The following is a 23,738-nucleotide window of genomic DNA, read 5'->3' on the forward strand; positions in this document are numbered from 1 at the left end:
TTTCAGAGGTAAACAACAATGCATAAATACCCCGTCTCCATCAGCCTTTCCAGCTACGGCGCCGACTTGGTACGCCAGCAAGGCCAGTCGAGTTTTGTCGAGGTTCTCGCCGCCGCCGGCGCCCAGCGCATCGAATGGCGCGAAGAGCTTTTAACCCATGAACAGCCCCAGGAACTGGCCGAGGCCGCGGCGAATCAGGACCTGGAATCGGTGTTCTCATCGCCCCTGGAACTGTGGGTCGCCGGCCGCGCGCAAGCGAATGCCTCACTGGCAGCGACCTTGGACCGCGCTCAGGCTTTCGGCGCGCAGTGGCTGAAAGTCTCCCTCGGCTATTTCACCGACACCAACGACCTGGACAGCCTGCACGCTCTGCTCAACCGCCACCCGGTGACATTGCTGGTGGAAAACGACCAGACCCTGCACGGCGGTCGCATCGAGCCCATGCAACGTTTCTTCAGCGAAGTGGAGCGCCTGGGCCTGCCGGTGAAGATGACCTTCGACATCGGCAATTGGCAATGGCAGGACCAATCCGCCCTCACCGCCGCGCGCCTGCTGGGCCGGCATGTGGATTACCTGCACTGCAAGGCCGTGGCCCGTCGCCCGGATGGCAAGCTGGTCGCTGTGCCGCCGGGCGCCACCGACCTGCATCTGTGGGAACAACTGCTCAAGCATATGACTCAAGGGATTACCCGGGCGGTGGAATTCCCGCTGCAAGGCGATGACCTGGTCGAGGTCACCACCCGGCACATTGCCGCCCTCGCCATCCTTGGCCAACCGCGCGTGGAGAGTGCCCATGTCTGAGATCGATATCCTGTCGTTTGGGGAAACCATGGCGATGTTCGTCGCCGAACAGACCGGCGACCTGGCGCAAGTGGCGCAGTTTCACAAGCGCATTGCCGGGGCCGACAGCAACGTCGCCATCGGCCTGTCACGCCTGGGCTTCAACGTGGCCTGGCTGAGCCGGGTCGGCAATGATTCTCTCGGGCGCTTTGTGGTCGACACCCTGAGCAAAGAAGGCCTGGACTGCCGGCATGTGGCGGTCGACCCGTTGCACTCCACCGGCTTTCAGCTCAAGTCCCGTGAAGAAACGGGTGATGACCCTCAGGTCGAGTATTTCCGCAAAGGCTCGGCAGCCAGCCACTTGTCCGTCGCTGCCATCAGCCCTGCCCTGCTGCAAGCCCGCCATCTGCATGCCACCGGCATTCCGCCGGCGTTGTCCGCCGCCACCCGCGAGTTGTCCGCCGAGCTGATGACCCAGATGCGCAAGGCCGGGCGCAGCGTGTCGTTCGACCCCAACCTGCGCCCATCGTTGTGGGCCAACCAACAGACGATGATCCGCGAAATCAACGCCCTCGCTGGCCTGGCCGATTGGGTCCTGCCGGGCCTGGGTGAAGGTCGCCTGCTGACCGGCTTCGAGGACCCGGCCGATATCGCTGCGTTCTACCTCGACCAGGGCGCCGAAGCCGTGGCGATCAAGCTTGGCCCGGACGGCGCCTATTACCGCACCCAGATGGACCAGGGCTTCGTCGCCGCCGTGCGGGTGGACAAGGTGGTCGACACCGTTGGCGCCGGCGACGGTTTTGCCGTGGGCATGATCAGCGCCCTGCTGGAAAACCTCAGCTTTCCCGAGGCGGTGCAGCGCGGCAACTGGATCGGCAGCCGCGCCGTGCAAAGCCGTGGCGATATGGAAGGCTTGCCCACCCGTTCAGAGTTACCGATTCGATCCGTTGCCTGACCCATTCCCTGTTGCCACAACTACAACAAGCTCAGGAGCAACCCCATGGACACCGTGAAACTCGCCACCCGCCGTTGGTGGTACATCATGCCCATCGTTTTTATCACCTACAGCCTGGCGTACCTGGACCGCGCCAACTATGGCTTCGCCGCCGCCTCCGGGATGGCCGAAGACCTGATGATCACCCCCGGCATGTCGTCGTTGCTGGGCGCGCTGTTTTTCCTTGGCTACTTTTTCTTCCAGGTGCCGGGAGCGATCTACGCGCAGAAACGCAGTGTCAAGAAGCTGATCTTCGTCAGCCTGATCCTGTGGGGCGGCCTCGCCACCCTGACCGGCGTGGTGTCCAACGCCTACATGCTGATCGTGATTCGCTTCATGCTCGGCGTAGTGGAAGCTGCCGTGATGCCGGCGATGCTGGTGTACCTGTGCCACTGGTTCACCCGTGCCGAGCGCTCGCGCGCCAATACCTTCCTGATCCTCGGCAACCCGGTGACCATGCTGTGGATGTCCGTGGTGTCGGGCTATCTGGTGCAGCATTTCAGCTGGCGCTGGATGTTTATCATCGAAGGCCTGCCAGCCGTGCTGTGGGCGTTTATCTGGTGGAAGCTGGCCGATGAGCGTCCAAAGGATGCCAAGTGGCTGAGCGACGCCGAGAAACAGGACCTGGAAACCGCGCTGGCCGCCGAGCAAGTCGGGATCAAGGCGGTGAAGAACTATGCCGAAGCGTTCCGCTCGCCCAAGGTGATCATCCTGGCGCTGCAGTTCTTTTGCTGGAGCATCGGCGTGTATGGCTTTGTACTGTGGCTGCCGTCGATTCTCAAGCAAGGCTTGCAGATGGACATGGTCGAAGCCGGCTGGCTGTCGGCGCTGCCTTACCTGGCGGCGGTGATCGGCATGCTGGTGGTGTCGTGGGGCTCGGACAAGCTGCAAAAACGCAAGCGCTTCGTATGGCCGCCGTTGTTGATCGCCTCCATCGCGTTCTACGCGTCCTATGTGCTCGGCGCCGAACACTTCTGGTGGTCCTACACCCTGCTGGTCATTGCCGGCGCGTGCATGTATGCGCCGTACGGACCGTTTTTCGCCATCGTCCCGGAAATTCTCCCGGCCAACGTCGCCGGGGGCGCCATGGCGCTGATCAACAGCATGGGCGCCCTGGGTTCATTCGGCGGCTCGTACCTGGTGGGCTATCTCAATAGCAGCACCGGTTCGCCTGGCGCCTCTTACCTGCTGATGAGCGGTGCGTTGCTGCTGTCGGTGGTGCTGACGATTTTTCTCAAGCCCGGCGCCAGTGACCGTACGCCGGCGCCCAACCCGGAATTGAAGGTAAAGACCGCATGAAAAAGTCTGTCGTGTTGTACAAGAAACTCTCGGCACCGTTGATGGCCCGCCTGCATGAACAGGCCGAGGTCACGCTGATCGAAGCGTTGGACGAGACCGGCCTGGCCAAGTTGCGCGCCGCCCTGCCCGGCGCCCACGGCCTGTTGGGCGCAAGCCTGCGCCTGGACGCCAGGCTGCTGGACCTGGCGCCACGACTGGAGGCGGTGGCGAGCGTGTCGGTGGGCGTCGACAACTATGATATCGACTACCTCACCGAGCGCGGCATCCTACTCAGCAATACGCCGGATGTGCTCACCGAAACCACTGCCGACACGGGTTTTGCGCTGATCCTGGCCACCGCGCGCCGTGTGGTCGAACTGGCCGACATGGTGCGCGCCGGCCAGTGGAGCAAAAACATCGGCCCGGCGCATTTCGGCAGCGACGTGCATGGCAAGACCCTCGGCATCATCGGCATGGGCCGCATCGGCGAAGCGTTGGCCCAGCGCGGGCATTTTGGTTTCGGCATGCCGGTGATCTACCACAGCCATTCGCCCAAGCCTTTGGTGGAAAAACGCTTTGGTGCCCAGTACCGCAGCTTGAACGAGTTGCTGCAACAGGCCGACTTTGTCTGCCTGACGCTGCCACTGACCGCCGAAACCGAGAAACTCATCGGCGCCGAACAGTTTGCGTTGATGGGCCCGGAGACGATCTTTATCAATATCTCGCGGGGCAAAGTGGTGGATGAGGCCGCGCTGGTGGAGGCATTGCAACAGCGCACGATCAGGGCGGCGGGGCTGGATGTGTTCGAGAAGGAGCCGCTGGATCATGCCTCGCCGTTGCTGCGCCTGAACAATGTGGTGGCCACGCCGCATATCGGCTCGGCGACCCATGAGACGCGGGAGGCGATGGCGACGTGTGCGGTGGAGAATCTGCTGCAGGCTCTGGCCGGCCAAAGGCCGAAAAACCTGGTGAATGCTGCAGCGTGGAAACAGTAGTTCCTGACCCACCCCAAAACAAATGTGGGAGGGGGCTACACCCCGATCTGGGTGGATCAGTTATAGATATGTCGACTGACACACCGCCATCGGGGGCAAGCCCCCTCCCACATTTAAATCACATTATTTCAGCCAGCTAAATAACGAACCTGGCCACCATCCCATTCAGGTCCACCGCCAACCGCGACAGCTCATGGCTGGCCGCGCTGGTCTGGTTGGCACCCGCCGCCGACTGGGTCGCCAGGTCACGGATATTGACCAGATTGCGGTCCACTTCGCGGGACACCTGGGCCTGTTCTTCCGAGGCGCTGGCGATCACCAGGTTGCGTTCGTTGATCAGGCTGATGGATTGGGTGATCTGCTCCAGGGCCACACCGGCGGCGCGGGCCATTTCCAGGGTGTCCTGGGTGCGCTGGTTGCTCTGCTGCATGGACTGCACGGCTTCACCGGTGCCGTTCTGGATACCGGCGACCATCTTCTCGATCTCCTGCGTCGACTGCGCCGTGCGGTGGGCCAATGCCCGCACTTCGTCGGCCACCACCGCAAAGCCACGTCCGGCCTCACCGGCACGTGCCGCTTCGATGGCGGCGTTAAGCGCCAGCAGGTTGGTCTGTTCGGCAATCGCGCGGATCACGTCCAGCACCTTGCCAATGTCCCGGCCTTGGGTGGCCAGGCCTTCGATCATCGCGGCAGTGGTCTGCACGTCCTGGGTCATGGTCTGGATCGCGCCGACGGTTTCCACCACGCGGTCGCGCCCTTCCCGCGCCGCCTGGTTGGACTGGGTCGACGCCTCGGAGGTGGACACCGCGTTGCGCGCCACTTCTTCCACCGCCGCAGTCATCTCGTTGACCGCCGTAGCGGCCTGGTCGATTTCATTGTTCTGTTGCTGCAGGCCCTTGGAGGCTTCCTCGGTGACCGCACTCAGCTCTTCAGCGGCAGACGCCAGCTGGGTGGCCGACCCCGCAATGTGCTGGATGGTCTGGCGCAGGTTGCCTTGCATGGTCGACAAGGCGTTGAGCAAGCGCGCCGGTTCGTCCTTGCCGTCGTCTTCAATGGTCTTGGTCAGGTTGCCACCGGCAATGGTTTCGGCCACCTCCACGGCTTTGCGCAAGGGGGCGACAATGCTGCGGGTCAGCAGCCAGGCCAGCAATACCGTGAGCAATGCGGCGGCAACCGAAACGACAATAGCGCCAGTGATGGCACTGCTGTAATTTTGCCCGGCTTCCTCGTTGGCTTGCTTGGCATCCGCCGCGTTGATGGCGATCAGCTTGTTCAGCTGTTCGCCCATCTGGTCGGTGCCGTCCTTGATCCGCGTGTTGATCAGGGTGCGCATCTCATCGACCTTGTTCTCCCTGGACAGCGCCAGCATCTCGGCCTGAGCCTTGAGATAGTTGTCCAGGGTGGTCGTGAATACCTTGTACAGGGCGGCCTCCTCGGGGCCGGCAGGCAAGGCTGCGTAACTGGCCTGGGCGGTCTTCACCTTGTCGGCGAGCACGCCGATACGCACTTCAGCTTCCTGAAGGCCGGCAGGCTCACGGTTGACCAGCACGCGGAACGAAAGGATGCGCATACGCAGCACATTTTCGGTGATCACCGACAGTGACGTCACGCTCGGCAGCTGATTGGTACTCATGTCCACCGAGGCTTGGCGGATCAGCGTCATACGGTTGACCGCAAATACCCCCAATACAACCACTAACACAGCAATAAACGCGAAACCGAGAGAAGCGCGAGGAGCGATATTCAGATTACGGATGGACATGGGGGTGCTCTCAAAAGTAGTGTCTGCGCGCGTCCCTGCCGCGAAACGATCTGTCAGCGTCAACGCACTGCCAAGACCTTGGTCACCACCGTTGTCATTAGTATGTGGGCCTAACCACGCTATCGGCAGGCGCTGCGGTTTCCCGCAGGGGCTTTATAAATATTTTTTTACACTTCTGACGACAGGCAGTTTCTGGCATCCTGCGCCTCCATTTTCTGACCCGAGCCCGCATTTTGTCTGACGCTCAAGCCCTGCGCCCCCGCTATAAATCCGACCTGATCTACGGCCTGGAAGACCGCCCGCACTTCACCGCCGCCCTATTTGCCGCGCTGCAGCATGTGCTGGCGAGTTTCGTCGGGATCATCACCCCCACCCTGATCGTCGGCGGCGTACTGGGCCTGGAAAGCGAAGTGCCATACCTGGTGAGCATGGCGCTGTTCGTGTCGGGGCTCGGCACCTTTGTGCAGGCACGCACCTTCGGCCCGATCGGCTCGGGGCTGTTGTGCCTGCAGGGCACCAGTTTTTCGTTTATCAGCGTGATTCTCAGCGCGGGCTTCATGGTCAAGGCCCGGGGCGGCGGCACTGACGAGATCCTCTCGACGATCTTTGGCATCTGCTTTTTCGCCGCGTTTATCGAGGTGGTGCTCAGCCAGTTCATCGGCAAGCTGCGCAAGCTGATTACCCCGGTGGTCACCGGCACCATCATCACACTCATGGGCTTGTCGCTGATCAAGGTGGCGGTTACTGACATGGCCGGCGGGTTTGGCGCCAGCGACCTTGGCGCGGCGAGCAACATGGGCCTGGCGGCGCTGGTGCTGCTGACCATCGTGGTGCTCAACCGCTTCAATAACCCCTTCCTGCGCCTGGGTTCGATCGTGATCGGCCTGACCCTGGGCTTCGTCGTGGCCTGGCTGCTGGGCCGCGTGGACATGGCGGCGCTGCCTGAGGTGCCGTTGATCAGTGTGCCGGTGCCGTTCAAGTACGGGTTCTCGTTCGACTGGGTGGCGTTTATCCCGGTGGCGGTGATCTTCCTGATCTCGCCGCTGGAAGCAGCCGGTGACCTGACGGCCAACTCGATGATTTCCCAACAGCCGGTCAAGGGCCCGCTGTATATCAAGCGCATCAAGTCCGGCCTGCTGGCCGATGGTCTCAATTCGGCGATGGCCGCCACCTTCAACAGCCTGCCGATGGTGACCTTCGCCCAGAACAACGGCGTGATCCAGTTGACCGGCGTAGCCAGCCGCTACGTGGCGTACTTCATCGCCGGCCTGCTGGTGCTGCTGGGGCTGTTCCCGATGATCGGTGCGGTGCTGCAACTGATGCCCAAGCCGGTACTGGGCGGCGCCACCCTGATCATGTTCGGCACCGTGGCCGTCGCTGGGATCAAGATCCTTGCCGAAGCCGGGTTGCATCGGCGCAATGTGCTGATCGTGGCGATCTCCCTCGGCATGGGCCTGGGCGTCGCTGCCGTGCCGGAAGTATTGCGCGAGCTGCCCAAGGCGCTGCACAACATCTTCGAGTCGCCGATCACCGTGGGCGCTTTCTGTGCAATCGTGCTGAACATTTTCCTGCCGGAAGAGTTCATAGAGCTGGAAGAAGATGAATTTGATCCGGAGTCCTCTACCCTCAAAGTGATGCAGGACCCGGACGTCACGAAATAGGAGCACCTTTGTATGCGCAGGCTCATGGTTCTATCGCTGTTGCTGCTGAACTTGAGCGCCTGTGCGCTGTTCCCCAACCGTGATCCGGTGAACATCAACGTAGTGGGCATCGAGCCCCTGCAAAGCCAGGACCTGGAAGTGCGCTTCGCCGTGAAACTGCGGGTGCAGAACCCCAATGAAACGGCGATCGACTACAACGGCGTGGCCCTGGACCTGGAGGTCAATGGCCGACCGTTGGCGTCGGGGGTGAGTGACCAGAGCGGCTCCATCCCGCGTTTTTCCGAGACGGTCCTGATGGTGCCGGTAAGTGTTTCGGCGTTTTCCGTGTTGCGTCAGACCCTGGGCCTGAGCCAGACCCAGAGCCTGAACAACCTGCCCTACGTGCTGCGGGGCAAACTGGCGGGTGGGCTGTTCGGTACGATGCGCTTTATGGACCGTGGCACGCTGGACTTGCCCAATACCGCCACCTGGTAATTGACGCGGCTCACTTGTGGCGAGCGGGCGTGCCCCGCGTTGGGCTGCGTAGCAGCCCCAGCCCAGGCTCCGCACAGTGTCAGACAAAAACGGTCGCTGGCTTCAGGGCGGCTTCGCCACCCAACACGGGGCAAGCCCGCTCGCCACAGGATTTTGCTCAATCCGTCAGGTAGCGCACGCCGGGCCTGGCGCGCTCGTCCACCACCAACTCGAAGATATCCGGCCGGGCATAATGCCCCACCACGTCATAGTCATACCGGGCGCGCACCAAGTCATCCGTATTGATTTGCGCCGTCAGCAGCCCGGCTTCGCCGAGTAGCGGCCCGGCGAGAATATCGCCCATCGGCCCGACAATCACGCTGCCGCCCGCAATCAAAGGGCGCTCCGAAGGCCAGTTGGCCACCTCGATACCCAACGCCTCGGGCGAGGCCTGCACCTGGCACGCGCTGACCACAAAGCAACGCCCTTCGTGAGCCACATGACGCATGCTCACCTGCCACATCTCGCGCTCATCCACCGTCGGCGCGCACCACACTTCCACGCCCTTGGCATACATCGCCGTACGCAGCAGCGGCATCATGTTTTCCCAGCACACTGCCCCGCCGACACGGCCCACTGCAGTGTCGATCACCGGCAGCGTCGAACCGTCGCCCTTGCCCCAGATCAGCCGTTCGGTGCCGGTGGGCATCAACTTGCGGTGCTTGGCCACCAGGCCACCCGCCGGCTCGAAGTACAGCACCGTGCAATACAGCGTGCTGCCACTGCGCTCGATCACGCCGAGCACCAGGCTGGCGCCGGTACGTGCGGACAAGCCGGCCAGTGCCTCGGTTTCCACACCTGGGACATCGATGGCATTGGCAACGTAACGGGCGAAGGCTTCGCGGCCTTCCGGCAGGCGGTAACCCAACTGTGTGCCGAACGCCTCGCCCTTGGGATAACCACCCAGCAGTGCTTCAGGCATCACCACCAATTGCGCGCCGCTGCGCAGGATCTGGTCCTCATAACTCAGGATTTGCGCCAGGGTTTCACCCTTGCCGCCGGGCAAGGAACCGATTTGCAGGGCCGCCACAGTAGAAACAGGCATCACGATCACTCCAGGTAAAGGGGGTTGCCCATTCTCCCGCCAGCCTCGATCATGAATAAAGCCCACTTCAGTGCTGAATGATATGAGCCAAATAAATATCGACCAGGTAGATCTCAACCTGCTGAAAACCTTCGAAGCATTGCACGACGAGTCCAGCGCCAGTCGCGCAGCCTTGCGCCTTGGCGTCACGCAATCGGCGATCAGCGCGGGGTTGCGGCGCTTGCGCGAGGTGTATGGGGATCAATTGTTCGTGCGTACCGGGCGCGGCCTGGCGCCGACGTTGCGGGCCAACCAGTTGAAACCGGTGATCAGTGAGGCGCTGGACCGCTGTCGGCAGAGCCTGGCAATGGTCAACCCGGATAACCAGCAATATCAGGGCCGCTCAGTGGTGCTGGGGTTATCCGATGATTTCGAGCTGGCCTACGGCCGCCGATTGATCGAAGCGATTGCACAACGTGCGCCCAAACTGCGGGTGATTTTCCGTCAGACCCACAGCCAGATCGTCGCCGGCGCCCTGCTCGACCGCACCCTGGACCTGGCAATCACCGCCGGCGGTTTTGCCCAGGGCAGGCTGAGCCGCCAGGTGCTGGGGGAAGGTGATTATCGTTGCCTGGTGGATTCGGACCAGGCACACATCAGCCTGGACGAGTTCGTCACGCGTGAGCACATTTTGGTGTCGTCAGGCGGGTTTATCGGCATCACCGACGAAGGCCTGGCGGCGCAGGGCCTGAGCCGCCAGGTGTGCGCGTCGACCAGCCACTTTGCCGCACTGCCCTTTTTGCTCAAGGGCAGCCAAGCCGTGGCGACCATTCCAGGGCATGCGGCCCAGGCCATTGCCGAGATGACCGGCCTGCGCGTATTGCCCTGCCCGCTGGCACTGCCGCGCTACCCGGTGGAGCTGGGCTGGCGCACCCAGGCGCAGCTGGATCCGCTGTTGTTGAAAGTGCGTGAAGCCATCGTGGCGGGCTTTACTTGCTGGCCGCCATCAGCTTGTTGACTTCGCTGCGCACCATGTTGGAAAACTCCGGCGGCGACATGCCGTCAAGCTCTGCGCGAACCCATTCGGCCCACTTGCCCTTGCGCTTGGCGCGCTCACCGAACAAGCGTGCAGCTTCGCCCTTGGCTTTGCCCAGGTTGGTCTGCCACAGGTCGTAGAGGCGGGACTTTTCATCTTCCAGCTCGGCGCGTTCGGCGAGGGTCTTGTTGGCGAGATTGAAGCTCATGTTGAATTACCTGCTGCACAAATAGGCTACATCTTACACTGTAGGTCGAAATTTCCTGATTCGGATTTTGCTCAAGAACAGGCAGAGGCAAAAAAACTGCAACTTTTGCCGCTGGGCAACACTCCATTGTTCACTGCCACATTCACTCGCAAGGAGTCACACAATGGCCCGCAAAACCGCTGCCCAAGCCGTCGAAGACCAAATCAAGGACCAAGCCTTCAGCGAACTCACCGCGCTGATCGAAGAATCGGACAAACTGCTCAAGAGCAGCGCTTCCCTGGTAGGCGAAGAAGGCGAAACCCTGCGCGAGCAGGTCGCCATCAAGCTCAAGCAAGCCCTGGACTCGGTGTCCAACGTGCGCGAGCGCAGCAAGCCGGTGGTGGATGCCACCGAAACCTACATCGGTGGCCACCCATGGCAGACCGTGGCGATTTCCGCAGGCTTCGGCCTGGTGGTCGGCCTGCTGCTCGGTCGTCGCAACTAAGCGGCTACAGGGGCTGCGCCAGCGGCGCAGCCCTGTTCAACCTTGCGCGATTTCCCGCAAGTGTTCCAACTCTTTGCGATCGACTTCGATCCCCTGCTCCTGCGACTTCGCCCGTGTGCGATGGCGCCGATCCCCCGGTAAACGCCGCAACCCTACCGCATGCATCTGCCGCACCAGCTCCTGGCTGCGCTCGGCAAACGCTTGCCCGGCGGTCTTGCTCGGGTCGATCACGATCAACAGTTGGCCGGTCCAGGGTGTGCGCGCCCCCGGATGATCGGCCCAATTGAACTCGAACGAGAAATTGCCGCCGGTCAACGCTGCTGCCAGCAGTTCGACCATCATCGATAACGCCGACCCTTTGTGCCCGCCAAACGGCAGGAGTGCGCCGCCCTCGAGGATCGCCTTGGGGTCCTGGGTCGGCTGGCCCAGGCTGTCGACGCCCATGCCCGGCGGCAGGCGCTCGCCTTTGCGCGCAGCGATCTGAACATCACCGTGGGCGATGGCGCTGGTGGCCAGGTCAAACACAATCGGCAAGCCATCGGCGCGAGGCGCGGCAAAGGCGATGGGGTTGGTGCCGAACAACGGGCGGTCGGCGCCATGGGGCACCACGCAGGTCATGCTGTTGACCACGCTAAGGGCCACCAGGCCTTCTTCGGCGAACGGCTCGACATCCGGCCACAGGGCGGCGAAGTGGTGGGAGTTATGGATCGCCAGCAGGGCAATGCCGGCACTGCGGGCTTTCTCCACCAGCAGCGCACGTGCGGCTTCGAGCGCCGGCTGGGCAAAGCCGTTGGCGGCGTCCACGCGCACAAACCCTGAGGCGACATCCGTCACCTGGGGCACGGCCTTGCCATTTACCCAGCCACTGGCCAGGGTGCTGATGTAGCCGGGAATACGGAAAATGCCATGGCTGTGGGCGCCATCGCGTTCAGCACTGGCACAGTTGTGGGCGAGGATCGCCGCGACTTCAAGGGACGTACCGTGCCGTACGAACACCTCTTGCAACAGCGCGACCAGTTCAGCGAAAGCGACCGTGACGCGGGAACCCTCAACGACGTTGGACGGCGTAGACATCTGAAGCTCCGATTTTATGATTGGAAGGCGCAACAAGACGAAAGACCATGATTAAACAACGCGCCGACGGCCTGCTGTCAATCGACTTTATCGGCATGGCCGTCTCCGATCAGTTATGTACCGCAGTCATCGCACCCTTTGCCCCTAACGTGCTGCTCATCATCGTTGCCATCCCCAGGCCCTTACAGAGAGCAGCTCATGGCCCATGTAGATCCCCCGTATTTTTTTGATGAGTACCTGCGTCCGGTTTCGAGAAAACACCCAACCGACCGAGAGCGGGCGCTGGGTTTGACACTCAAGGATGTCAATTGGCTGAGTACGGTGTACGGCGCCACCCATGTCGGGCGCTATAATCGTGACGCGCCGATGACCGTGGAAACCCTGATGTTGAAAAGGCGCGGCAAGCGTGCAGTCGCGCTCGCCGGTGCGTTCATGATGAGTTCGAGCCCCGAAGAGAAAAAGACTGCGCTCTACACCCCCTATGCCGGTATCGAGGTATTCAATCAGCGCAAGGACTGCCTGGATGAGATAACCCGGCGACTCAAAGACCCAACCTCATACCTTGATTTAATCAGGTTTGTACCTATTGAATGGCGCAACCAGTTCAACCCCGGCAACCCCTTCACGCTCAGCACCGCCACGGTTGAACACGCGGTATTCGAAGACCAGCAAAACACCCTGCGCGCCAACCAGACCCAGGATCTGCAGTGGGCGTTGAAAGAACTGCAAACCCTGCCGACGCTGCCCGACCTGCTGGAAGCGGTCCTCGACCTTGTCGGGGCAGCGAGCCCACACTTTCAAGGGCTCAAGCTCAAAGACACGCGGGTCAACAGTTTCGTCTCATCAACCCCGGACATTCCCGGGAGCACTTCCCACTGGGTGGCTTCGGCCACCCTGGCTGAAACCTTGCTGCAGTACTACGCCAGGCACGATTGGCCAGCGCAGCACACACGCACTTTCGTCAACCCCAGGCATGACACCAGCCGGTTCAGCGCGGCCCAGCATCAACAAGACCTGCAACGCTGGGAAAGCCTGGTTCAGCAAGCCAGCGCAATCTTCTCCAAGCTGCTGAGCGCCCTGCTGCAAACCTGGTGGAATGCCCCCATCAGCCAGAACATGTCACGCCTGGATTTGTTTACTCAAATCATGAGCGACAAGTTCCGCCTGGACATGCTGCTCAAGCGCCAGTCACAAAGCGACATTTTGTCCTCAGACAACGCCTACCGACTGCTCGCCGTCTTCCTCCCCGACGAGGCTGAGCGCAACGCGTGGCAAAATGGCTTGCGCATCGAAAAAATCAGCATCCATGCGCCCTATCAACATCACGTGGAGCTTGCCGCCACATTGTTGATCAGTGACGAGCACGCCTACCTGTACACCCAATCACGCGGGCTGCAGGTGCTCAAGGATGTCGACGACCTGAACGACACGCTGTTGAGCATGCTCAAGGCCGCCGGGCATCAAGACGAATTGTTGAACTTCCTCTCCCTGGAGGAGCGCAGCATTTACCTCGCCATGCGTGGCGTACAGATTAGCGGGCGGGCGACACAGGGCAGTGTGTTCGGTGGGATGCTTACAGACATTCAAGACAAGCAACTGAGCAACCTGGAGCATGCACTGACGCAATTCCGCCGCAGCGAGGGCACCGTGGACCTGGCCGCTTTGCTCGATTGCTCCCTGGACATCCGTCAGATGCTCGACAGCCGCCTGCTGGACCTCGACGCCAGCGGACGCTGGAGCATGCACCCTGTCAGCAGCGGAAACGGCCGGCCATCCACCGTGCAGGCAGAACGCGCCAAGCTGCAACTCCAAGCACTGCAGACCGATGAAAACGCCTTGCTGGCCGCACGGGCCACTCACCCGACGCTGCGTAGCCTGGCCACCAAAGCCCTCAATGAGGAAATGAATAAGCGCCATCTGGGCCTGGATGCCAGCGACGTCTACGTCAATACCTACCCCAGCGAGGCGCAGGACAGGGAAGAGCGACTGCCGCAGTCATCGGTCAACATGGTCGAGCACTTCATCAAGCGCCTGGCCAACGCCGCCGCGGATATAGGCAGCTCACCGCGCATCGGTTTTTACAGCGCGCGGCGCGACGGCGCAGCCTTGAGCTTGAACAACCTCAACAGCCATATTTTCAATGCAGTGATCACGCAGACCACCGCCTACTTCGTCAAACGCGACGTACGTTCGTTGCCCGGGCGATTCATGAAAAACCATGGTGATCAAATGATCGCAAGCCTCCTCCACGGCCTGTGCAGTGAGGCAGAGCTACGGCGGCTCAACAACACCTTGGGCCAAACCCCTTACGCGATGCTGGATACGGTCTTGCGTCGCGACAGCATGACCCGCGATAAACGCCATGGATTGCACGGTTTCTTGCCGGATGTTTTCGAGGTCACGGTCAGCATCAACGGTGACAAGCCGTTTCACCCCCTGGCCAACTGTTTTGTGCTGACGGAACGGGGCGGACTGGACCCGCGCCTCTCCGGTGCAGTCGTGCTGTGGACGCCGCAGCGCGGCCATGAAGCCTTCGACTCGCTGACCAGCCTGCGCAACCGGCTTCAACAGCGCCTGGAACACCCTGGCCGACGCACCGCCCTGCTGCAGAACTTGCCCATCAGCCTGCGCTCCCCGCACCAGCGATACCGACTGGGCCCATTGCAGCGTATTGACGAGCATTTTTTACTCAACCGCCAAAAGAGCCACCTGGTGCATCATCTGGATACCCTCGACTACTGGCTCGCCATGCCTCTGGGACCGATCCAGTTGCAGGACTGCCTGGATGCCGAGATGGGCCGTGTGGCACCGTCAAATATCGGCAGGGCGAAAGCCATTGCCAATGCCATGATCCAACAGCAAGGCCTGCCTGCCTGGCTGGGCATGGCGTCGCCAAAGGATCAGTTGCTGCATGCCGAACTGCTCGAGCAATATCGTCTCAGCGCCCCGGATAACCAAGATTACCTTCATAGCCTGCCGCTTCTGGAGGAACAGGTCGCTGAAACATTGACCGCCCTGCTCAACGCGCGCTTCCCACACCAGGCATTGTCCCCGGACGACATTCTGATCCCGGCACGCTTGGCACTCAATGGGCACACCCAAAGCCTGACTGAGTTTGCCCTGCGCCATTTGCCCGACCTGCAGCCCGATAACCTCACACCGCACGCACGCGGCACAACACCCTTGCCCGCCGCATTGAATGGCGAAGCGATCGTCCAATTGGTACGCCAATTGGACATCGGGAAAATCTACCGCGACCTGTTGACCACCCACCTGACAGCTGACACCGAGGATGCGCGCAAACGCCGCGAGCTATTCTGCCAGCAGCTTCCGTGGCAAGTACTGCTGCATGCCCACGAGGAAAAGCTGGCGGAACGCCTGAGCACGACGGCGTGGGGTTTTATCCAACAGATTTTCGATATGCCAGATGCCGTTGCCCGGGAAGCTGTCAGCGGCGCCACCGCAATGATCCGTCCGCTGGAACTGATTGCCACCCGCGGGGCGACTCCGGCCAGGGTGCCTGGCGTTTATGTGATAGGCGCAAAGGCCGGAACAAGCGGGCCATTGGTGCTCTACGCACCCTATGCCCCGTTGAGCGTTTTGAAGGAATACGGCGACGAAGAAAAATTGCTGGATGACATCAGCCGCCCAGGCCCACTTCAGGCCTGGATCATCAGCCAAATGGGGGATCCCGAACAGGCAACATGGCGCAATCTGTTCGAAGCGTCGAACTCGCAGGAAAAAGAAAAAGAAAAAGAAAACATCAGCCTGGCTTCGAATCCGATCAGAGGCAACCTGCTGCGACTGCTGTTTCATGACAATGCCCTCCAGTTGATCAACATGCTTTCCAACCAATTCACCAAAGAGGGCAAGCATCTGTGGGAGGGCGTAACCAGCCTTGTACGTAAAGGCATTCCCATGGGACTGCAATTCATTGCGGGCAAACTCAAGTTTCCGCTGGTGGTCTGGCGTAGCTTCAGGCTGTTTGAAGCCTCCGCCGAGAATTTGCAAGAGCAGCACTTTGGCGCCGGTCTGCGCCTGTTTATCCAAGGCGTGGCTTCAATGGCGTCGCTGCGCAAAGAGCTCGACGGTGTGACCGCGGCTGAGACTGACACGCAGCCACCCACGACCTGGGAAGGCCCGGTACCTGCCACCACCTTAGAAACCCTGGACATCACGGACCCATTGCGCACTCGGTTACGGCGGTTCGAAGACGTCACGGTGGCATTGACCGATTTGTCACTCGACCGCCAGAACCACGTGTACACCCAGCCGATCAACAGCCGCACCTATGTGCCGGTGGCCGGCCGAGTCTACCCGGTCGCCCGCAGCGGCACACAATGGCGAGTCAGCCTTGCTCGGGAACTGGGGCCCTTTGTCGAACGCAACGCACAGGGTCAGTGGGTGTTCGATCTGTCCATGCGCGAGCCGCGCTTCGGGCCAACCGTGTCCCGTATCAGGGACCGGTTCAGCACCCATCTATCAGAACGCGACGCCATCAATATCGAGGCTGTCGGCATGCCGGCCATTCGCGGGCTTGATCGTGACAAAGGGCTGTCGATCGACCGCGCACTCAACGTTGCGCTGTATTACACCAATACCTGCCAGCGCAACCTTGCGGAGTTTTCACTGCAGCGCCTTACCGAATCCACTGTCGGTCGCTTCTTGAGCGAGATGTTCGGCCTGCTGAATTTCAACCCCGGGCAAGTGGAGAAAATCCGCAACCGGGTCATGGAAGTCATGGAGGAGATGACCCGGCAGGATCTACTCACCCTGGACTCCAATCGATTTGTCACCGGCACTTCACGCTGGCCCATCGACGACGAAATCGCTTTTGTGATTCCTGAGGATGCAGAGCGGAAAATCTATCTGCTGGATCGCTTTTTCAATACCGGCATGGATCAATACCGCGAGCACCTCACTGCACCGTTCGATCTCGAGGATCATGCACGGGCGGCTACCCTTATCCATGAGATCAGTCACTTGGCGTCGAACACCGAAGACATTGCCTACATGGACACCATCCGCCCGTTCGTGGACCTGATCCATCGCGGTACGGCCGAGGGCTTGCGCAAGCACACGAGCCTGTCCACTTTGCAAAGCACTGCCCTCTCCGCGCTCACGCCCGCAACGATGCTGTTCAAGAGCTGGGATGCACTAGAACAACGCTGGGAAGACTTCGGCAAGACCGGCTCCACCAAACTGCGCGACAGGGTACTGCACCTCACGGGCGCCAGGACATTGGATGAGGCGCGGCAGACATTCATGAGCAATGCTGACCTTCGGATGGACATCATCCTGGCCAATGCCGACTCGGTGACCTTTCTGATTACACATCTGGGAAGGCGCTTGGAGCCAGGGGCCTGAACAGGCCCCTGGAGGATGTATCAGTCTTTCTGGTCACGCAGAACGTTGCCTGATGCGCCGTCGATACGGGCTTCATACACGGTGCCATCGGACTTGCGGCCTTTGACTTCCCAATAGCCGTCGTTGTCGGCTTCTGCCGAATAGACCTCGATGTAGCCGGCCTTGGTCTTGGCTACTTCGATGGCTTTTTCAATGGTAATCCAGCCTGCGCCCGGCTTGTCCGCCAAGGCAGCGCCTGCACTGAGCAAGGCGGTGGTTGCACACAGGGCGACTAAGGTTTTCTTCAGCATCTTCGTACTCCATTGTGGGAATGTCCTGAATATTTTTAGGTAGCGCCAAACGAGAATAAGTTCCAATTGATGTGCAATCGCCATGACGGCTGTTCTCGCCGTCCACCTTGGGAGGTTAGAATGTTGGAAATCAGGATGAGTTAATGAGCGAAAAGTCCCTTTCAGAAGCCGAATATGACGCCATCACCGACGCCGCCGCGCATTGGTGCATGCGCCTGCATGCAAGCGATTGCACGCCCGGCGAACGTCAGGCCTTTGCCCAATGGCATGATTCGCACCCCCTGCACGCCTTTGAATACGCCGCGATGCTGGAGATCTGGGACGTCGCCGACCACCTGCCGCGCAGCGACATCCCGCCGGTAACAGTGCCCTCCAAACCCCGCAGCCGGGTGCGCACCTATGCCGTGGCAGCGGCCATCTGCCTGGCCGCCCTGCCCCTCGCCGCCTTCACCGGCTGGGAAGCGGGCTGGCTGCCGAGTTCCTATGAACGCTTCGATGCTGCCAACGGCTTGCGCCAGGTCACCCTGGGCGACGGCAGCCAGGTGGAACTCAACCTGGGCACCGAACTGGTCTACAGCAACTACAAAGACCAGCGCCGCGTCACGCTGAACAAGGGCGAAGCGTTTTTCAAGGTCAGCCATGACAGTACCCATCCTTTCATCGTGCACGCCGGCACAGGCCAGGTGCGCGTCACGGGCACTCAGTTCAACGTCTGGAAATATGAAGACCAGGTGCGGGTGATGCTGCTGGAAGGCTCGGTGCAGGTCAGCAGCGACCAGGTGCACGGCAGCGTCCCCCTCACCCCCGGTATGCAGGCCAGCTATCAACAGGGCGATGCCACACCGAGCGTGCGTGCAATCAGCCCCAATGACTCGGCCCTGGCGTGGCGCCAGGGCAAGCTGATCCTCGACAACCTGGCCCTGGCCGATGCATTGCCGCTGATCAACCGTTATCTCAGCAAACCGGTGATGCTGGCCGACGCCAATACTGGCACGATTCGCATCGGCGGTATCTACAACATCAACGAGGTCAACAACCTCGTGCCCTCCCTGCCCAAGGTTCTGCCGGTCTACCTGACCCAGAACCAGGACGGCAATCCCGTCCTCAATTCCATTCCGCGTAAAGCCCCCAAAGGCTGAGTCTGTTGCGTCGTGCTTTAGGCATCCTTGCGCCAGCACTGTCCATTTTTTTTACACACACCGTCCCTGGATCGCCCGTGCAAAGCGGATTCATCGTTTCGTCATGCACGGTGTTACGGCGCTGATACAACGGGGTGAAGCGGTTGTGCACTGGCTGGATAGCCGGGCCTTCGAGGGCGGTTGTCTCATGGCTGATACAGCACGGCCATCATTTAGCCTTGCAGTTATCGCAAGCCTTTGAAAAACAGTAATAAATCAAAAGCGGCACGGCTTCTGCTCTTTCCCTGACAACGTTGTTTAGGGTCAGCGTTGAGAATAAGGAATGCCGCCGTGATCACATTCACTCAAGGTTCGATGAACGTACTGCTGGCCAGCTGTGTACTCAGCGCCAGTATCAGTCTTCCAGCCCTGGCAGGTGACGGCGTGATCGTGACGGGCCGCAACGTACAGGGCCACATGTATGGCCGTTCCTCCTTTGGTCCTGACCCTTATCCCCAGACCGCCAACGCCAATCCCAGCCGAGAAATCAACAGCGCCCTGTCGGGCGAGCTGAGCGACCGTGACTTCGGTAGCGTCAGCAGCGGCCTGGGCATTACCCGCGCCCTCCAGCCCAACAGCAACCTCACCGGCTTGAGCGCCACGCAAAACGGTATGTCCACGTTGGGTGCCGGCGCAGCAGCCAGCCGCTCGGGCGGCAGCGGCAGCATGGGCGGGCAGATCAGCGATTCGATTCAGCGCGGCATGGCGCCCTTGAGCAACCTGGGCGGCATGCTGGGTGGCAAACCATGAAACGCGCCCTGTTCATTCTGGCCCTGCTGGGCAGCGCCGTGACCATGGCCGACAACACCGCCGTCATCAACAACAGCGGCAAGGACTACACCGGCAACCTGATGATCAACCAGGCGGCGGGCAACCAGCAGCAAACGGCAAACAACCGCGCTGTCACGCTGGGCGGCCAGGCCACCACCGGCAATACCCAGAGGATGGATGGCAAGGTCGACCCTTCCCTGAACGCCAAGGCGGCGATCGAGGGCACTTCTTTTACCAATGGCAACGGCATGTTGGGCGTCAACCAGTCCGCCGGGGCCAATAACCAATCAGTCAATGCCGTGCGGATCAGCGTCAATTCTGGCCCGCAAGCCATCGACGACAGCGTCCTGTTGCAACAGAACACGACGACGCTGGCAACCGACTCAGGGCTCACCCACACCACTGGCAGCCGCCAGGTCGTGACAAGCGACCAGGCCTTCACCGGCAGCCGAGGAGTGATACAGGTGAACCAGAGTGCCGGGGTGGGGAACCGAGTGGCTAACACCCTGGGCATCACTATCAAGTAACCGCTTGGTAGCACACGTTAGACCGTACCAACACTTAACCAACTAATTAGAAGCAAGGAGAAACACCATGAAACCTCAAATGGCTCTGAAACCAATGGTTTTCGCGCTCGCTGCACTCATGGCTGCTGCTGCTCAAGCAGGGGGTGGCTGGCATCCTGCGCCTCAACCTACCGGTGTGGTTGCCTCGGTGGTTACGGACGTGCAAAACAGTATCGGCAACAAGTTCGATGACACCAAGACCGAAAATAACGCGTCCAACGATAATTCGGTGAACAGCAACAGCGGTAACGTCGGCGTTAACGTTCAATCCGGCAGCGGCAACCTGGCTGACAACTCTGGCGCGATCTCCAGCGCCAAGGGCGACTTTGCTACTGTTTTCGCGGTAGTCGATGTCAACCAAAACAGCGCGCTGAACAACTTCATCAACAAGGGCACTCAAAACAACGCCTCCGTGGATAACGGCATCAACGGTAACTCCGGCAACGTGGGTTACAACGGCCAAGCCGGTCAAGGCAACCAGGCTAAAAACAACCTGGTAATCACCACTGCTGATGGCAAAAACATCGCAGCGGCCGCCAACACCGAGCAAAACTCGCTCGCCAACAACTACCTCAACACGGCGGCTACCAGCCACGGCTATGGCTATGGCGGCAAACCTCAGTATGTCTCCAACAACTCGAGCCTCGACAACTCGGTTAACCGCAACTCCGGCAACGTAGGTGTGAACCTGCAATCCGGTGCCGGCAACCAAGGCAGCAACAGCCTCGCTATAGGCGAAGGCTGCAGCGTTTGCGGCAGCGGCGTGCGCTTCTGATCCAACGGGGCCTTGGCAACAAGGCCCCTTTCTTTTTCCGGTGTCTACTAGGTCATACGATCATGCGCCTCGCGACCCTTTCCCTGCTGATGCTGCTCACCGGCCCGACCTGGGCAGGCACCATGGCGATCTCCGCCATGCCTGGCGGTGCAGTCATCTACAAGAAGGTCGAGAGCATCCGTGAACGCAAATTCGCCAACCTGGTGGAACAGAAAACCGATTTCAGCTGCGGTGCCGCGGCACTCGCCACCATCCTGCGCCAGGGCTATTGGCTCGACGTCGACGAAGACCACGTGATCAAAGGCATGCTGGTCAATGCCGACCAGGACCTGGTTCGCACCCAGGGTTTTTCCATGCTGGACATGAAGCGCTACCTCGAAAGCATCGGCATGCGTGCCCGGGGCTACAAGATTTCGCCGGACACCCTGGTGACCGTGAAAATCCCCGTGGTAGTGCTGCTGGAGATTCGTGGCTACAAGCACTTCGTGGTGTTGCAGCGGGCCGACAAGGACTGGGTCTATATCGGCGACCCGGTGCTGGGCCACAAGCGCTATTCGCGCGACGACTTCGTCAAGGGTTGGAACGGCATCGTGTTCGCCGTGCTGGGTGAAGGCTACGACAAGGCCAATGCCTTGCTCGACCCGCCCACACCGCTGACCGCCAAGAACCAACTGAATGAGTTCAGGCCCGTAGGCGATGCCGAACTGATGGACTTCGGTTTCATCCAGAGCGACTTCTTTTAAGAAGCACAATAAGGGGCAGGACGCTCCAGGAGCAGCAGATGAACACTTCCCGTTGGCTGACGGTCTTGTGTCTGGCAGCCTCAATGCCCGCTTATGCTTCATCGGCGTTCAAGCCGATCGAACTCAAGGATTCGGAAATGGCCGAATTGCGCGGTCGTTATGTAATGCCGGGGCGGATCATCAGCTTCGGTATTGTCATGAGCAGTACCTGGACCAATGCCGTGGGCGACACCCTCACCGGCAAGGCCAGCATGCAAGTCGATTCATCGACCATTACACCGCAGTTCTACGTGCAGACCACCGGCTCGACCGGGAATGGCACCAACCCGAACACCGGCACCGGTAACGTCACTGGAGGTGCCGGCCTGGGCACCGGCACAGGCGTGACCCAGAGCGTGCGTGCTGCCGGCGACAAAAACACCGCCTACAACAATGTCGGGATCAACGTCACTGAAAACGGCTTTGCACCTTCCAATGCCGCGCAATCGGGACAGGTACTGGTGGCCGGCGGTACCGTGACCGGCGACAGCGCGGCAGGCCGCGTGAGCGTATCGGCCAACAATGGCGGTTTGCAAATGGCGATCCAGGCCAATCATAACCAAGGCAACAGCCTCCAGCAGATTGGCGGCGGCCAGCTGCTGCAAGGCACGGTATTAACTGGAAACAGTAACTTCGTCAACAACATGACCCAACTCAACGTGGTCATGAATAACGCATTGAACAACCCGGCGTTGAACTGCAATCTGGATCAACTCAAAGGCCTACGCACTCTCGGTTATTGAACTACGCTGACCCTCGACACTTTCGCATTACAAAAGGACGGCTTATTTCATGCATCGATCGTTATCGCTACGTGCGGTGGTCTGTTTAAGTACGCTCTTGCCCGCATCCGTGTATGCCGCGCCAGACGCCGATATCGAAGCCCTCAAGCAGGAACTTCTGGAGCTCAAGCAGCGGTACGAAGTGCAACAGAAAGCCCTGGCGGTGTTGGAGCAACGGGTGCGCCAGGTCGAGGACACGCCGGCGACACCCGCGCCCAAGCGCCTGGCCAAATCCCCGGCGGACTTTCAAAAGGCCAGCGGTGCCACTGTGGCAGGCACGGGAGCGGCGGCGGCCTCCGGCGGTGCAGGCGGCGGCAGCTCCTATGGGCAGTCGCTCAAGGACGATTCGGCGCCTGCGCAAAGCGTGAGCAACCTCTATAACGAGGCCAGCGGCTTCTTCGGCAATGGCAAATTCAGCTTTGAAACCGGCATCACCTATGCGCGCTACGATGCACGCCAACTGACGCTAAACGGCTTCCTGGCGCTGGACTCGATCTTCCTGGGCAATATCAACCTAGACCGGATCAAGTCGGATAACTGGACCCTGGACCTGACGGGGCGCTACAACGTCGACAACCGCTGGCAGTTCGATGTGAACGTACCGGTGGTGTACCGCGAGTCGACCTACCAGTCGGGCGGCGCCGGCAACAATGCCAACGCCACCTCGGAAGAATCGGTGAGCCGTGACCCGACCATTGGCGACGTCAACTTCGGTGTGGCCTACAAGTTCCTCGACGAAACCCCCACCCTGCCGGATGCGGTGGTGTCGCTGCGCGTCAAGGCGCCAACGGGCAAAGAACCGTTTGGCATCAAGCTGGTCAGGTCAACTGCCAACGACAACCTGTATGTACCGGAAAACCTGCCCACGGGTAATGGTGTCTGGTCGATTACCCCGGGTATCTCGCTGGTCAAGACCTTCGACCCTGCGGTGCTGTTTGGCTCGTTCTCCTATACCCATAACTTCGAGGAGTCGTTTGACGACATCAGCAGCGACGTCAACCAGAAAGTCGGCGGCAAGGTCAGCCTGGGTGACAGTTTCCAACTCGGTGTGGGCGTCGCGTTCGCCCTGAACGAGAAGATGAGTATGTCGTTCTCGGTCTCCGATCTGGTGCAGCGCAAGAGCAAGCTCAAGCCTAACGGAGGGGACTGGCAGTCGGTGGTGTCCAGCGATGCCAACGCCGGTTACTTCAACGTGGGCATGACCATTGCCGCGTCGGATAACCTGACGATCGTGCCGAACCTGGCGATCGGGATGACGGATGATGCGCCGGACTTTACGTTCAGCTTGAAGTTTCCGTATTACTTTTAGGGAGAGCCGGGGGGGGCTGCTTCGCAGCCCAACGCGGGGCAAGCCCGCTCGCCACAACGAGCACGTTCGGCACAGCAGCACAAGGAAAAGCCCCGCAACGATAAGGGTC

21 protein-coding genes are annotated in these 23,738 nt (G+C 60.6%); 16 read left to right on the forward strand and 5 right to left on the reverse strand.

Annotation, left to right across the window (positions count from 1 at the left end; translation table 11 throughout):
- Nucleotides 1–18 precede the first annotated feature (18 nt).
- Genes K5K89_RS17210 through K5K89_RS17225 form a run of 4 tightly spaced genes read left to right on the forward strand, consistent with a single transcriptional unit; the run spans nucleotide 19 to nucleotide 4,047 of the window.
- Complete coding sequence (locus K5K89_RS17210) at nucleotides 19–801, forward strand: sugar phosphate isomerase/epimerase family protein (RefSeq protein WP_222539882.1); 783 nt, start codon at nucleotides 19–21, stop codon at nucleotides 799–801.
- A complete protein-coding gene (locus K5K89_RS17215; RefSeq protein ID WP_071490627.1) occupies nucleotides 794–1,735 on the forward strand; it encodes a sugar kinase in 942 nt (313 codons plus the stop codon). Before K5K89_RS17210 ends, K5K89_RS17215 begins: the two co-directional genes overlap by 8 nt.
- Nucleotides 1,736–1,780: 45 nt before the next feature.
- The gene (locus K5K89_RS17220) at nucleotides 1,781–3,073 is read left to right on the forward strand and encodes an MFS transporter (RefSeq protein ID WP_071490628.1); all 1,293 of its coding nucleotides are present in this window, start codon (nucleotides 1,781–1,783) and stop codon (nucleotides 3,071–3,073) included.
- Complete coding sequence (locus K5K89_RS17225; protein WP_222539883.1) at nucleotides 3,070–4,047, forward strand: NAD(P)-dependent oxidoreductase; 978 nt, start codon at nucleotides 3,070–3,072, stop codon at nucleotides 4,045–4,047. Before K5K89_RS17220 ends, K5K89_RS17225 begins: the two co-directional genes overlap by 4 nt.
- Before the next feature lie 136 nt (nucleotides 4,048–4,183).
- On the opposite strand, the gene K5K89_RS17230 is transcribed toward K5K89_RS17225, so the two are convergent.
- The gene (locus K5K89_RS17230) at nucleotides 4,184–5,809 is read right to left on the reverse strand and encodes a methyl-accepting chemotaxis protein (protein WP_222539884.1); all 1,626 of its coding nucleotides are present in this window, start codon (nucleotides 5,807–5,809) and stop codon (nucleotides 4,184–4,186) included.
- A gap of 233 nt (nucleotides 5,810–6,042) precedes the next feature.
- Between K5K89_RS17230 and K5K89_RS17235 the strand changes: the two genes are divergently transcribed.
- Both K5K89_RS17235 and K5K89_RS17240 read left to right on the forward strand, forming a co-directional pair.
- Entirely contained in the window at nucleotides 6,043–7,470 is a 1,428-nt protein-coding gene (locus K5K89_RS17235; protein WP_222539885.1) for a nucleobase:cation symporter-2 family protein, read from the forward strand.
- Nucleotides 7,471–7,482: 12 nt separating this feature from the next.
- On the forward strand, nucleotides 7,483–7,944 hold the full coding sequence (locus K5K89_RS17240; RefSeq protein ID WP_222539886.1) for an LEA type 2 family protein: 462 nt from the start codon (nucleotides 7,483–7,485) through the stop codon (nucleotides 7,942–7,944).
- A gap of 157 nt (nucleotides 7,945–8,101) precedes the next feature.
- Here K5K89_RS17240 and K5K89_RS17245 read toward each other — a convergent pair whose 3' ends face one another.
- Entirely contained in the window at nucleotides 8,102–9,028 is a 927-nt protein-coding gene (locus K5K89_RS17245) for a carbon-nitrogen hydrolase family protein (RefSeq protein WP_071490633.1), read from the reverse strand.
- Between the two features lie 82 nt (nucleotides 9,029–9,110).
- Between K5K89_RS17245 and K5K89_RS17250 the strand changes: the two genes are divergently transcribed.
- A complete protein-coding gene (locus K5K89_RS17250) occupies nucleotides 9,111–10,025 on the forward strand; it encodes a LysR family transcriptional regulator (RefSeq protein ID WP_222539887.1) in 915 nt (304 codons plus the stop codon).
- On the opposite strand, the gene K5K89_RS17255 is transcribed toward K5K89_RS17250, so the two are convergent.
- Nucleotides 9,997–10,251, reverse strand: coding sequence for a hypothetical protein (locus K5K89_RS17255; protein WP_071490635.1), 255 nt, complete (start codon nucleotides 10,249–10,251; stop codon nucleotides 9,997–9,999). The two genes, K5K89_RS17250 and K5K89_RS17255, sit on opposite strands and share 29 nt — an antisense overlap.
- 163 nt (nucleotides 10,252–10,414) lie before the next feature.
- Between K5K89_RS17255 and K5K89_RS17260 the strand changes: the two genes are divergently transcribed.
- On the forward strand, nucleotides 10,415–10,735 hold the full coding sequence (locus tag K5K89_RS17260; protein WP_016979401.1) for a YqjD family protein: 321 nt from the start codon (nucleotides 10,415–10,417) through the stop codon (nucleotides 10,733–10,735).
- Nucleotides 10,736–10,771: 36 nt separating this feature from the next.
- Here K5K89_RS17260 and K5K89_RS17265 read toward each other — a convergent pair whose 3' ends face one another.
- Nucleotides 10,772–11,809, reverse strand: coding sequence for an Ldh family oxidoreductase (locus K5K89_RS17265; RefSeq protein WP_071490636.1), 1,038 nt, complete (start codon nucleotides 11,807–11,809; stop codon nucleotides 10,772–10,774).
- 288 nt (nucleotides 11,810–12,097) lie between these two features.
- On the opposite strand from K5K89_RS17265, the gene K5K89_RS17270 reads away from it, so the two are divergent.
- Nucleotides 12,098–17,176: a dermonecrotic toxin domain-containing protein gene (locus K5K89_RS17270; protein ID WP_315901958.1), complete on the forward strand. Its 5,079-nt coding sequence runs from the start codon at nucleotides 12,098–12,100 to the stop codon at nucleotides 17,174–17,176.
- Nucleotides 17,177–17,196: 20 nt separating this feature from the next.
- Here K5K89_RS17270 and K5K89_RS17275 read toward each other — a convergent pair whose 3' ends face one another.
- Nucleotides 17,197–17,466 (reverse strand): PepSY domain-containing protein, encoded by a 270-nt coding sequence (locus K5K89_RS17275; protein WP_222539889.1) that lies wholly within the window; start codon nucleotides 17,464–17,466, stop codon nucleotides 17,197–17,199.
- Between the two features lie 143 nt (nucleotides 17,467–17,609).
- Between K5K89_RS17275 and K5K89_RS17280 the strand changes: the two genes are divergently transcribed.
- From K5K89_RS17280 to K5K89_RS17310, 7 genes are all read left to right on the forward strand, one after another.
- A complete protein-coding gene (locus tag K5K89_RS17280) occupies nucleotides 17,610–18,605 on the forward strand; it encodes a FecR family protein (RefSeq protein ID WP_071490639.1) in 996 nt (331 codons plus the stop codon).
- Between the two features lie 354 nt (nucleotides 18,606–18,959).
- Nucleotides 18,960–19,394, forward strand: a complete 435-nt coding sequence (locus K5K89_RS17285) for a hypothetical protein (protein WP_071490710.1) — start codon at nucleotides 18,960–18,962, stop codon at nucleotides 19,392–19,394.
- Nucleotides 19,391–19,942, forward strand: coding sequence for an adhesin (locus K5K89_RS17290; RefSeq protein WP_222539890.1), 552 nt, complete (start codon nucleotides 19,391–19,393; stop codon nucleotides 19,940–19,942). Before K5K89_RS17285 ends, K5K89_RS17290 begins: the two co-directional genes overlap by 4 nt.
- A 67-nt stretch (nucleotides 19,943–20,009) precedes the next feature.
- Entirely contained in the window at nucleotides 20,010–20,756 is a 747-nt protein-coding gene (locus K5K89_RS17295) for a hypothetical protein (RefSeq protein ID WP_222539891.1), read from the forward strand.
- Between the two features lie 62 nt (nucleotides 20,757–20,818).
- On the forward strand, nucleotides 20,819–21,499 hold the full coding sequence (locus tag K5K89_RS17300; protein WP_071490642.1) for a C39 family peptidase: 681 nt from the start codon (nucleotides 20,819–20,821) through the stop codon (nucleotides 21,497–21,499).
- A gap of 38 nt (nucleotides 21,500–21,537) precedes the next feature.
- Nucleotides 21,538–22,281: a hypothetical protein gene (locus K5K89_RS17305; RefSeq protein WP_071490643.1), complete on the forward strand. Its 744-nt coding sequence runs from the start codon at nucleotides 21,538–21,540 to the stop codon at nucleotides 22,279–22,281.
- A gap of 49 nt (nucleotides 22,282–22,330) precedes the next feature.
- Nucleotides 22,331–23,629, forward strand: coding sequence for a hypothetical protein (locus K5K89_RS17310; protein WP_222539892.1), 1,299 nt, complete (start codon nucleotides 22,331–22,333; stop codon nucleotides 23,627–23,629).
- Nucleotides 23,630–23,738 lie beyond the last annotated feature (109 nt).

It is taken from the genome of Pseudomonas sp. DR208, from assembly GCF_019823005.1.
Classification (GTDB): domain Bacteria; phylum Pseudomonadota; class Gammaproteobacteria; order Pseudomonadales; family Pseudomonadaceae; genus Aquipseudomonas; species Aquipseudomonas extremorientalis.